Annotated in this window: 9 protein-coding genes and 1 pseudogene; 8 read left to right on the top strand and 2 right to left on the bottom strand. The window is 70.0% G+C overall.

Annotated features, from left to right (window positions below):
* Nucleotides 1-137: 137 nt before the first annotated feature.
* Together ACQPZW_RS42645 and ACQPZW_RS42640 are read left to right on the top strand one after the other, a co-directional pair.
* Nucleotides 138-1136 (top strand): annotated as a pseudogene (locus ACQPZW_RS42645) (serine/threonine-protein kinase); the annotation flags it as partial.
* Between the two features lie 1530 nt (nt 1137-2666).
* Nucleotides 2667-3560: a hypothetical protein gene (locus ACQPZW_RS42640; RefSeq protein ID WP_433797900.1), complete on the top strand. Its 894-nt coding sequence runs from the start codon at nt 2667-2669 to the stop codon at nt 3558-3560.
* Between the two features lie 67 nt (nt 3561-3627).
* On the opposite strand, the gene leuE is transcribed toward ACQPZW_RS42640, so the two are convergent.
* Together leuE and ACQPZW_RS42630 are read right to left on the bottom strand one after the other, a co-directional pair.
* A complete protein-coding gene (leuE, locus tag ACQPZW_RS42635; protein ID WP_433791713.1) occupies nt 3628-4281 on the bottom strand; it encodes a leucine efflux protein LeuE in 654 nt (217 codons plus the stop codon).
* 29 nt (nt 4282-4310) lie between these two features.
* A complete protein-coding gene (locus ACQPZW_RS42630; protein WP_433791712.1) occupies nt 4311-5552 on the bottom strand; it encodes a bifunctional pyridoxamine 5'-phosphate oxidase family protein/GNAT family N-acetyltransferase in 1242 nt (413 codons plus the stop codon).
* Nucleotides 5553-5719: 167 nt separating this feature from the next.
* Between ACQPZW_RS42630 and ACQPZW_RS42625 the strand changes: the two genes are divergently transcribed.
* The 6 genes from ACQPZW_RS42625 to ACQPZW_RS42600 all read left to right on the top strand — a co-directional run bounded on the left by ACQPZW_RS42625 (nt 5720) and on the right by ACQPZW_RS42600 (nt 10377).
* Nucleotides 5720-6958, top strand: a complete 1239-nt coding sequence (locus ACQPZW_RS42625; protein WP_433791711.1) for an aminotransferase class I/II-fold pyridoxal phosphate-dependent enzyme — start codon at nt 5720-5722, stop codon at nt 6956-6958.
* Between the two features lie 83 nt (nt 6959-7041).
* The gene (locus ACQPZW_RS42620; protein ID WP_433791710.1) at nt 7042-7704 is read left to right on the top strand and encodes a UdgX family uracil-DNA binding protein; all 663 of its coding nucleotides are present in this window, start codon (nt 7042-7044) and stop codon (nt 7702-7704) included.
* A 36-nt stretch (nt 7705-7740) separates the two neighbouring features.
* Nucleotides 7741-7941 (top strand): DUF3046 domain-containing protein, encoded by a 201-nt coding sequence (locus ACQPZW_RS42615; RefSeq protein ID WP_433791709.1) that lies wholly within the window; start codon nt 7741-7743, stop codon nt 7939-7941.
* Between the two features lie 196 nt (nt 7942-8137).
* Nucleotides 8138-9190 carry a recombinase RecA gene (gene recA, locus ACQPZW_RS42610; protein WP_433791708.1) on the top strand — a complete coding sequence of 351 codons (1053 nt, stop codon included), beginning with the start codon at nt 8138-8140 and terminating at the stop codon, nt 9188-9190.
* 14 nt (nt 9191-9204) lie between these two features.
* Nucleotides 9205-9912: a regulatory protein RecX gene (locus tag ACQPZW_RS42605; protein ID WP_433791707.1), complete on the top strand. Its 708-nt coding sequence runs from the start codon at nt 9205-9207 to the stop codon at nt 9910-9912.
* 168 nt (nt 9913-10080) lie between these two features.
* The gene (locus tag ACQPZW_RS42600; RefSeq protein WP_433791706.1) at nt 10081-10377 is read left to right on the top strand and encodes a hypothetical protein; all 297 of its coding nucleotides are present in this window, start codon (nt 10081-10083) and stop codon (nt 10375-10377) included.
* The last annotated feature ends 1115 nt before the right edge of the window (nt 10378-11492 follow it).

Genomic DNA, 11492 nt, shown 5'->3' with positions numbered 1-11492 from the left:
CGCGAGTGCGGGGCGCGATTGTCCGTACCCCTTGATCGGTGTTGTTTCTGGTGTTCTGAGCGGTGGACGGGTGATCGTCGTTCCTTGGGCGGTCTGTGCCTGATTATCCTGATAGCCGACGTGATGGGTGGGTGCCGATGGCGGTCAGGCAGATGCTCGTCGCGGACCGGTACCGTCTCGTGGAACCGGTCGGCGCGGGTGGAATGGGCCGGGTCTGGCTGGCCCGCGACGAGATGCTGCACCGTGACGTGGCGGTCAAGGAGATCGTGCCGCCCGACTGGATGTCCGATGTTGAACAGCATCGGCTGCACGAGCGGACCCTTCGGGAAGCGCGCAGCGCCGCCCGGCTGAACCATCCGCACGTGGTCCGTATCTATGACGTGGTGCACACCGACGGACTGTCGTGGATCGTCATGGAGTATGTGCCGTCACGGTCCCTCTACCAGGTGCTGAACGAGGACGGGCCGTATGAGCCGGCGGTGGCGGCACGAATCGGCCTGGCGGTGCTCGACGCTCTCGCCGCCGCGCACCGGGCAGGCGTGCTGCATCGTGACGTGAAGCCGCACAACGTTCTCATCGGCACGGATGGCCGGGTGGTGTTGACCGATTTTGGTCTCGCTACGTTCGTGGATGACGGTGGGGTGACGGCTCCCGGGTTGATCGTCGGGTCGCCGCAGTACGTCTCTCCGGAGCGTGCCCGAAACGGCGCGTCCACCGTCGAGTCCGATCTGTGGTCGCTGGGGGCCACCCTGTATGCGGCTGTCGAGGGGCATTCGCCGTATGCCCGGGAGACCGCGATGGCGACCCTCGCCGCCCTCGCCACCGAACCGCCCGATCCACCTTTGCGGGCCGGGCCCCTCGTGGCCGTTCTCGACGGCCTTCTTCGGTATGAACCCGCTGCTCGCCTGACCGTTCCGGAGATCGAGCGCCGGCTTCGGATGATCGTTCCCAGCGATCCGCAGGAGATCCCGTCCCTGCCCGGGCAGCGTGGGGTGCGGGCGGGTGGCCCTCGGCCCGCGTCGCCGTCGGTGGGTCTCTCTCCGTCGGCGGCTTCCGGGGCTGCGTCGGCGCGGTCGGCTCCTTCGCGCTCCTCGCCTCCGGTGCAGGACTCTCCTGGGCCGGTCTCCCCGTCGTCTGCTGCGGCGCGGTCCGTCTCGTCGCGGGCCGCTTCACTGCGGCCCGCGTCGCCTTCGTCGGTCTCGTCCTCGGCCGCTTCGCTCCGGCCTGCGTCGCCTTCGTCGTCCTCGGCGGTTTCGCCGCGGCCCGTGTCGCCGCCGTCGGCCTCGGCCGCTTCGGCCTCGGCCGCTTCGGCCTCGTCCTCTGAACGGTCGTTCACCGACTCGCCGTCTGCTGAGTCGTCGCCTGTGGAGCCGCGGTCCGCCGGTTCTCGGAGACCCGCGGACGTTCCGTCGGTGACGGCCTCTGGAGCCGCTCCGCCGGATCCGGCGGGGGAGGGTGGTACTGCGGGTGTTCGGCCGTCGGTGACGGACTCTGGAGCCGCTCGGCCGGACGCGGCGGGGGAGGGTGGTGCTGCGGCATCGGGACGTTCCGGGATGAGCGCGCCGGATCGACCGCATCGCGGCACGGCTACCGTCGCCGGACGGTCGTCCGTGCCGTCTCGACCGGCTCCGCATCCGCGGACCCCGCCATCGTCCGCGGTCGGGTCGTCAGCCGTTCTCGCGTCTTCACCGTCGGCTGTGCCCGTGCAGCCGACGGCCCCTTCGCCGCAGCCTGTCTCCTCTCCCGGGCAGCCCTCCGTTCCTCCCGGGCCGCCTGTCCCCTCTCCCGGGCAGGCTTCGGTTCCTCCCGCGCAGCCTGGCTCCTCTCCCGGGCAGGCTTCGGCCCCTTCCGCTCCTCCCCAGCCGCCTGTCTCCTCTCCCTCGCAGGCTTCCGTTCCTGTCGCGTGGCCTTCGTTGCCTTCCGTCCAGCCCTCCGGCCCTCCCTCGGAAGCGTCTCCGTCCGGGATGCCTGCAGCGTCGATGAAGCCTCGGGCATCCGAGGCCCAGTCCTCGTCAGCGGCGTCCTCGCGGTCTGGTCCTGGTACCGAGGCGTCCGTGCCTGAGCCCGGCAGTGTGGCGGCGTCCTCCCCGTCCGGGCCTTCGGCGCCGGTGCCCGCGGCCCGGCCGGCACGCGCTCCGACCCGGCCACCGCGGCAACGTCGTGCCGAGCCGATCCCGGCGTCCGAAAATGATCGGCTTGCACCAGGTCAGGCCCAACCTGTGGCACGTCCGGCCTCTCCGGTAGCTCACCCCGCCGGTCCGGTGCCGGTAGCCGGCCAGGGATCCCCGGCTCCCGACCGGCACTCCACCGAAACGGGCTCGGGGATGTCGAGGAGCAAGAGTCACGAACTCGTTCCCGTGACTGATATTGGTCGAGCGCGTGGAACCGCGCGCGAACCCGATTGGGAGGCCGCTGATCCGGAGGCCAGCCAGGGAGCCGAGCCGCACACAGGTCAGACCGAGCCGCACACAAGTCAGACCGAGCCGCCCACGGGGCAGGCTGAGCCGAACATGGGCCAGGCTGAGCCGACCACCGGGCAGTCGGTTCGCCCGCCCGGTCAGGACCTGGTGCCGTTCAAGGTCGTTGCCGCCTCAGCCGGACCGCGGCCACCGCGGCGGAAGCGTGGACGCCGAGCCCCGGTACGCCTGACCCAGGCGAGACTGGCTGTGACCGGCCTCGTCGTCCTCCTCCTCGGGGGCAGCCTGCTGGCCGGTTACGTGGCTGAGCGGACCTCCGCCCGCCCGCAGGTCTACCTCCCGTCGCCGCTGTCGACCGACACGTCCCGGGACAGTCCGGGGATCACCACCACCGATCCCGCCCCGGACTCCTCGCCGCTCGGGCCGCCCGGTGCCGCACCCTCCACGGGCGGGAACGGCACGGACACGTCGACGGGCCCGGTCGGACCAGGGCTCGCCTCCGCGGATCCTCAGGGAACCTCACCGACTCCAGCCGGTACGGCATCCTCCGCCGAGTCCACGGTGGCGCCCGCGTTCTCACCGTCACTCTGCGACTCACCACCCCCCGACGGCCTGCCCGTCACCCCGCTGGAGGATGCGGCCCGCGGTGTGAACGGCTGGGACCTCCAGGCCGGTTGGTCGTACTTCACCGACGGCTCGGGCTTCCGTATCGCCGTGCCCGACGGGTGGACTCATCAGCGCATCGGCACCACCCACTGCTTCCGGGCGCCCCGTAACGCCAGGATGATCACCCTGGACGTGGCCCGTGATCCCGCTGTCGATCAGGTGACGGCGGCCCGGGCCGAGGAGAACCGCCTCGCCGCCTCGGGTGCGCTGCCCGGTTACGAGCTCGTGGGCGTCACCTCGGTCCCGTTGCTGCACAAGGCCGCCGACTGGGAATACCGCTACCGATCCGCAAGCGGTGCGGCCAGGCATGCCGTCTTCCGATGGTTCGTCATGGGCGGCCGGGCCTACGCGCTGGGCTGGAGCACCACGGAGAAGACCTGGAGCACCGACCTCGTCAAGATCCAGATGATCCGCGGCACGTTCTACTCGAGCCGTTCGACTCCATCACCGCAGTCCCCGGAGTCGAGCCCCAGCTGATGACTCGCGTCCTCCGAGATCGGCGGCCGTCTCGTTCCGAGCGCCCGTCGGCCGCTGTCATCCCGGCTCAACCGACGGTGGCGGTGGCCAGTTTGATGCCGAACCCGACGAACAGGGCGCCCACCGCGGTCGTCGCCCCGGCCGCGAGGCGGCGCCGCTGCTGGAACTGGCCGGCGAGGTAGCGCCCTCCGAAGATCAGCGCGGACAGGTAGAGCGCGCTGAAGAACTGCACCACCGCCCCGAGGATCAGGAACGACAACTCGGGATGGGCGTACCCGGGCTCCACGAACTGGATGAAGAACGAGACGAAGAACAGGATCGCCTTGGGGTTGAGCAGGCTGATCACGGCGGCGCGGCGGAACGGGCGCTGGAGCTCGGCCGGTGGCTCCTCCGTGGCGGCCGGCGTGATCTCCGCACGGTTGCGCCACTTGCTCCAGGCGCTGCGGATGATGTTGAGTCCGACCCACCCGAGGTAGGCGGCGCCCGCGTATTTCAGGACGAGGAACAGGGGTGGATAGGTGCTCAACAGCGAGGCGACCCCGGTCGCGGAGAGGACCATCAGCACCGCGTCACCGAGGAAGACCCCGGCGGCCGCCTGGTAACCGGCGCGGACGCCTCGCTGGGCGCCCACCGAGAGCACGAAGATCGAGTTGGGGCCGGGGAGGAGGATGATCGCGACCACGCCGAGCACGTAGGTTGAGAAGTCGGTGATGCCCGGCATCGGTCAGCCTTTCTCGGTCGGGGAGGGGCTCATCCGGCGGCCAGCCGGTCCCGGAGGCGCTGAGCGGCGGCGGGCCACTCGTCCGCGGTCATCGCGAAGAGCACGGTGTCGCGCCAGCTGCCGTCGGGCCGCCGGCGCTGGCGCCGGATCACCCCGTCGCGGCTGGCGCCCAGCCGTGCGATGGCCCGCTGGGAGCGCTCGTTGCGAATGTCCGTATACCAGAACACCCGCTCGGCGCCGAGCACGTCGAAGGCCCGCTCGAGCAGCATCAGCTTCGCCTCGGTGTTGACACCGGTCCGCCACCACTTCCGGCCGACCATGGTGTGCCCGATGCCGAGGGAACGCAGGCTCGTGTCGATGTCGTGGTAGGTCGTCATCCCGATCACCGCCCCCGTCGCCGGGTCGATCTGGGCCCACCCGGAGCGCTGACCGAGCCACTGGCCGCGCAGCACGCCCAGGATGTCCCCGGTGAGCAGATCCTCCGGCGTCCGGGGCCGGGGGAACGGAATGTGCCGCCAGGTCTCCTCGTCGTCCAGAGCCTCGAACAGCCCCGGCGCGTGCCCGGGGGTGAGCGGCTCCAAACGGACGTGCCGGCCCTCGAGCACGACCGGCGTCTGCCACTCCGAAGGATGGCCGGGAAGGTAGGCCGGTGGCGCGGCCGCGACACCCGGCTCGGTCTCCGGCGGCCCGGCGACCGTCCGCAGCGGGAGCACGCCGGCCCAGTGCGGGAGAGCCAGGTCCTCCGGGTCGTCCCCGACGCCGCCCGAGCGGGAGCGGACCGACACCTCGACCAGCGGCAACGCGAGGACGGTGGTCTGTGCCAGCTCCTGACGCGTGGGTGGGCGACTGTCCGCGGAGCGGCCCTGACCCACCTTGTCGGCCAGCGCGAGCAACACACGCAGCTTCTCGGCGTCATCGGTGACCGGCCGCGCCGTCCCGAGCGCGACCACGGACCGATAGTTGGCGCTGTGGTTGAACTGGGAGCGCGCGTAGACCAGCCCGTCGAGGATGGTGACCGTCACACACACCGGGACGCCGTCGCCGCGGGCGGCCAGGCCGAGACGCGCGCCGGTGGACCCGTGCAGGTAGAGGGTGTCGTCGATGCGGACGTGCAGATTGGGCAGAACCCGTGGCTCCCCGTCCACGACGAAGCCGACCGAGCAGTCGAACGCCTCGTCGAGGATCGCGTGGGCGGCCGCACGCTCGTAGTGCATCCGCTTGCGGGTGCGGGTGGCCGTCGTGCGTGAAGTGGGAGCGTAGAGCTCGGTCATCGGGGCCTCCCCGGCGTGTTCTGCTTGCGGGTTGATCTGTACTAGTACACAATCGCCTCTGTGGCAGAACAATATCAGGTCAGTGGCGACAGCGCCGCAGAGATCTCCGCCAGCATCGAGGCGGGCGTCCTGAAGGGGTTCTGGGTGGCCGGCTCGGCCCTTCCCCGGTGCGGGTTCTCGCCGGAAGCCTGCATGTCAGTCCCGCGACGGTCGCCAAGGCCTATCAGGAGCTGCGCCAGCGCGGCCTGATCGAGACCGAGGGTCGCCGCGGCACCCGGGTCCGTTCCCGGCCGGCGGTGGCCGTGCGGCGCTCCGGGCAGCGCACCCCGATCCCGCCGGGCCTGCGTGACCTCTCCAGCGGCGAGCCCGACCTGCGCTTGCTGCCACCGCTCATGCCGGCGTTGGCCGCCACGGCGGCCATGCAGAGCCCACCCCAGGGGTACGCGTCAGCGGTCACCATGCCCGAGCTGGTGGACGCCGCGCGCCCCCGGCTCCTCGCCGAGGGTGTCCCGGTCTCCGGGGCTGAGATCATCGTCACCTCAGGCGCCCTCGACTCGATCGAGCGCGTGTTCGGCGCTCACCTCCGACCAGGCGACTCCGTCGCGATCGAGGATCCGGGGTGGGGCGCCCTCATCGACCTGCTCGCCGCGCTGGGCCTGCGGGCGGCCCCGGTCGCGGTCGACGAGCACGGCCCCGATCCGGCGGCGCTCGAGGCCGCCCTGCGCTCGGGAGCCCGTGCGGTCGTCGTCACCGTTCGCGCGCAGAACCCGACCGGAGCCGCCGTCGGCGCCCGGCGTGCCCGGCAGCTCCGCGAGCTGCTCAGCGATCATCCGGGAGTGCTCGTCGTGGAGGATGATCACGCCGCCGAGCTGGCCGAGCGCCCGCCGCACTGCATCGGTGCGGTCACCGGCTCCTGGGCGTTCGTCCGGTCCGCGTCGAAACCGTTCGGTCCCGACCTGCGCATCGCCGTCCTCGCCGGCGACGAGACGACCATCGCGCGGGTGGCCGGCCGGATGCGGATCGGCATGGGCTGGGTCTCCACCGTGCTCCAGCGGACGCTGCTGTGGTTGTGGCGCGATCCGGAGGTGACCGCGCTCGTGGGCCGGGCCGCCGAGACCTACGGGAAGCGCCGCCGTGCGCTGCGCGACGCTCTCCGGGCCGAGGGTGTCGAGGCGTCCGGCGATACCGGCATCAACGTCTGGATCCCGGTGCCCGACGAGACGCATGCGGTCGCTGCGCTCCGTGACCGGGGCTATGCGGTCGCGCCGGGGGCGATCTTCCGGGTCGGCTCCCCGCCCGGCATCCGCATCACGATCAGCACGCTCACCACCGAGGAGGCGCCGGAGCTGGCCCGGGCGGTGGCGTCCGTGATCCACCCGGTGGGCCTCGCTCCTCCGATGCGTTGAGAGGTCCGTCACCCGGCGAAAGACGTCCTCCTGGAGGAGGACTCCGGGCGGATGTTGTCGGGGGGTACGGGTAGAACGGTCCCATGTCATCGACCCAGACCCCCGCCGGGGCGCAGCAGTGGGTGCCGCCGCACCCCCGGAGCATCGACGAGCTGAAGTCGGCGGCGGCGGACTGTCGCGGCTGCGAGCTCTACGAGGACGCGACACAGACCGTGTTCGGCCGAGGGGCGCCACACGCGAAGATCGTGTTCGTCGGCGAGCAGCCCGGTGACGTCGAGGATCAGCACGGGCTGCCGTTCGTCGGGCCCGCGGGCCGCCTGCTCCGGGAGGCGGTGGACGACGCCGGCATCGATCCGGCCGACCTCTACATCACCAACTCGGTGAAGCACTTCCGGTTCGAGCTGCGGGGCAGCCGGCGGATCCACCAGACTCCGGGACCGGCCCACATCGAGGCCTGCCGGCCCTGGCTGGTGTCCGAGTTCGCGCTGCTCAAGCCGAAGCTCGTGGTCATTCTCGGCGCGTCCGCGGGCAAGGCGCTGCTCGGGCCGGATTTCCGGGTGACCCGGTCACGCGGGCGGCTGATGCCGTGGCCGGCCTCGGCCCAGCACCCCGAGGACTTCCCGGTCGCGGAGATTCAGGCGCTGGCCACGATCCACCCGTCGGCGGTGCTGCGGGCCGACGATCGCGAGACGGCGTTCCGGGGGCTCGTCGACGATCTGCGGGTGGCGGCTGCGGCGGTCGCCTGAGGTGCGGGCGAGCCGCCTCTGGGTAATCTTGCTCCGGTGCGGTTGACAGACTTCTGGGGACGACTCGAACAGAGCTTCGGCTCCGTCTATGCGCGGAGCATCGCGGCCGACCACTCCTTCACGGAGCTGGGCGGGCGGACCATCAACGAAGCCATTGCTCACGGTGTCGAAACAACTACTATCTGGCGCGCAGTCGTGACCGCGTACCCCGATCGGGTGCCTTCTCGGCTGCGCTGAGCTGCTTTTAGTACGCCTGTTCTGGCGTGTCACTCGATCGTCGTACAGGTGTTCGGCTATTGTCCACAGCGGCTCGGTCATCCACAGGACACGACAGGGCGAAGGATTTTTGTCGTACCCCTCGCCTAACGTGTCGACCGTGGTGAACAAAAGCTCGTCGACGAAGAGCACGAAGTCGAATACAGGGGTGGCGGGAATGGCGGCAGGAACACCTGATCGGGAGAAAGCGCTAGAACTGGCGCTGGCACAGATCGACAAGCAGTTCGGCAAGGGCTCGGTGATGAGGCTCGGGGAGCGGCCGGTCCAGCAGATGGCCGTCATCCCCACCAGCTCCATCGCCCTCGATGTGGCGCTCGGCGTCGGCGGTCTACCGCGCGGCCGGGTCATCGAGGTCTACGGTCCCGAGTCGAGTGGTAAGACCACGGTCGCCTTGCACGCGGTGGCCAACGCACAGAAGGCCGGCGGTCTCGCGGCGTTCATCGACGCCGAGCACGCCCTCGACCCGGACTATGCACGGGCTCTCGGTGTCGACACCGACGCCCTGCTGGTCTCCCAGCCGGACACCGGTGAGCAGGCCCTCGAGATCGCGGACATGCTGATCCGCTCCGGCGCCCTCGACATCATCGTCATCGACTCGGTGGCGGCTCTCGTGCCGCGTGCCGAGATCGAGGGTGAGATGGGCGACAGTCACGTCGGTCTGCAGGCCCGCCTCATGAGCCAGGCGCTCCGGAAGATCACCGGCATCCTGAACAACTCGGGCACGACCGCGATCTTCATCAACCAGCTCCGCGAGAAGATCGGCGTCATGTTCGGCTCGCCCGAGACCACGACCGGTGGTCGCGCGCTGAAGTTCTACGCGTCGGTCCGTCTCGACGTCCGGCGTATCGAGGCGTTGAAGGACGGCACCGACGTCGTCGGTAACCGGACCCGGGTCAAGGTCGTCAAGAACAAGGTGGCCGCGCCGTTCAAGCAGGCCGAGTTCGACATCATGTATGGCAAGGGCATCTCGCGGGAGGGCTCGCTCATCGACGTCGGCGTCGAGCAGAGCATCATTCGCAAGTCGGGTGCCTGGTACACCTACGACGGCGACCAGCTCGGCCAGGGCAAGGAGAAGGCCCGGGAGTTCCTGAAGGAGAACCCGGACGTCGCCGCCGAGATCGAGAAGAAGATCCTGGAGAAGCTCGGTGTCGGCCAGGCCGGCGCCGGTGACGCCGCCGGTGGGCCCGAGTTGCCGCCGGTCGACTTCTGATCCGGTAAGCCACGATGGCCGGACGGCGCGGTGCACGGTCCGGGCGAGGATGGGATGCCATTCCGCCCCGGACCGGTATCGGCACCACAGCGGGCGACGACGCGGACGAGTCGCGACGGTCCATGGGCCGCCGCGGCCGCCGCGACGCCCCGGCTCCCGGGGCGTCCACCGACGCGGAGCAGCCACGTAGTGAGTCCGAGGTGGCGCGGGAGATCTGCCTGCGTCAGCTGGCGGTCCGCCCGCGGACCCGCGCCGAGCTGACGAAGGTGTTGGTCCGCAAGGAGATCTCCGAAGAGGTGATCGCCGAGGTTCTCGACCGTTACGACGAGGTTGGGATCATCGACGATGCCGCCTTCGCGCGGGCCTGGGTCGCCACCCGGCATCAGGGTCGTGGGCTGGCCCGCCGGGCGCTCGCCAACGAGCTGCGACAGCGAGGGGTCGACGCGGAGATCGCCGGCGAAGCGCTGGAGGTGGTCGACGACGAGGCCGAGGCCGAGGCGGCACGGACACTGGTCGACCGGAAACTCCGCAGCGCGACGGGCACGCCCGATGCGATCTTCCGTCGGCTCGTCGCGATGCTCGCCCGGAAGGGCTACCCAGCGGGGGTCGCCATCCGCGCGGTCAAGGATGCGCTGGCCGCCCGTGATGCCGAAGCCGCCGAGTTCGCCGACGCGATCGACGCGGACGCACTTGCCGACGAGGCAGAGGACCTGCAGTCCTGAGCCGCCCCGTCAACGCTGACGGGGCGTCAACGCTGACGCCTCGATAGGGAGAGAGGTTGCCGGGTTCCTGCCCCGCGGAGACCGTTCCGCGGACGCGGAGGACCAACTCACCGCCTCTGGGCGGGGCCGTGGGCACCGAAACGGGTTCCGGGCAGGGACACGTGCTGCGTGCCGAAGCTGACAGGCCATCGGGTCATCCCGGCCGCCCGCGCATTTCAGATCTCCGCGCGAGCAGGAAACTCGATCGCGGAGGCTGGAGCAAGCGGCTCGACGAGCATGCCCGAGCCGAGCGTGCCGGAACAGAGCGTGCTGAAGCCGGGCGTGCCGAAACGGAGCCTGCCGGTACCGAGGGCGCCGGCACTGAGCGTGCCCGAGCCGAGGGCGCCGGCACTGAGCGTGCTGAAGCCGGGCATGCTGAAGCCGGGCGTGCCGGAATGCAGTTGGGTCGCTCTGCTGATCGGGTGACAACTCGACCGGATGGTGGCGCGGTGGCCGTACCGAATGGGTGAGGCGGCATGCCGAAGTCGCGCCGAGACCGGGAGTGGCTGACGGTCCGCGGGGGTCTGACTCGTGGATCAGGGAAGCGGTCTCCCTCACGCAGCCGAGCCGTTGAGTGCAGTGGCCAGGGCTTTCGCCGATATAGTCCTGATGTGAGGATCGCTCCTCTGGTGACCGTTCAGCCCGATATCACGCGATGGCTTCGATGTCGTGGTGGCTGACACGTTCCGTCACTTCGGGCTGTTGTCACGCTCCGTGTCGTGCGCTTCGGCGGTGGCAGCGGTGGCGATAATGGTCATGGCCGGAAGGGGAGGGGCGTGATCGCGTGGTACGTCTGGAAATGTCCCCTGGGATCGTGAGCTGGGCGTAAGCATCTCTGTGCCGTACGTCCTATCCGCTGCCGAATCATGAGTCCTTGACCGAAGCGGTGCTCGCGACCTAGCCTCGCGTTACACAAGGTTTGTTCGACCATCGCATGCAACAGGCACAACATAGATCGCATTACATTACGGCATCACTTGGGCGGTTTTCGCTCGATGGGTGCCTCCGTCGGCCGCTGACCGCGCGGCGGATGGGGCGACATACCGGCGGTCAACCCCACAACTCCACACACTCCTGATTCGAGCGTCCGGTGGACGGCTCGCTGGCAGAGAGCTTCGATGCCGGCCGGGGGATCAGATGGGGTCTCGGGCGACGATGTTCGCTCGAGACATCGTCGTATCCCACGGACTGTGACGATGGCTCCCGGTTGGTGGGTCCGTCGCGGTGGCGAGGCTACGTAGGGAAATGTTGCACGAATGGGCGCACGGTGATCATCCGATGCATCCGTCATCCCTCAGCCGGAGGATCCGGGCGACGGACGCCATGTGCGACCTCCGCCGGAAGATCCGATGGAAGCCCGGCCATCAAGCCTGACGACCGGAAACCGACGGAAACCGAGCCTTCGACGGCCCGGCCGATGCCGTTCATGCCGAACCGGGCCGTGAACCCGGGTCGGTGCCGACCACCGGAGCCGGGACGGACCCAGATCCGCCGCGGAACCGAATCGGACCGTACCGGCAGATCGGAGGATCGCCCCGTGG

The sequence above is a fragment of the Actinoplanes sp. CA-252034 genome, assembly GCF_050956125.1.
Classification (GTDB): domain Bacteria; phylum Actinomycetota; class Actinomycetes; order Mycobacteriales; family Micromonosporaceae; genus Actinoplanes.
Note: the sequence above shows the minus strand (reverse complement) of the source record. Positions and strands in the feature narration are given on the sequence as shown.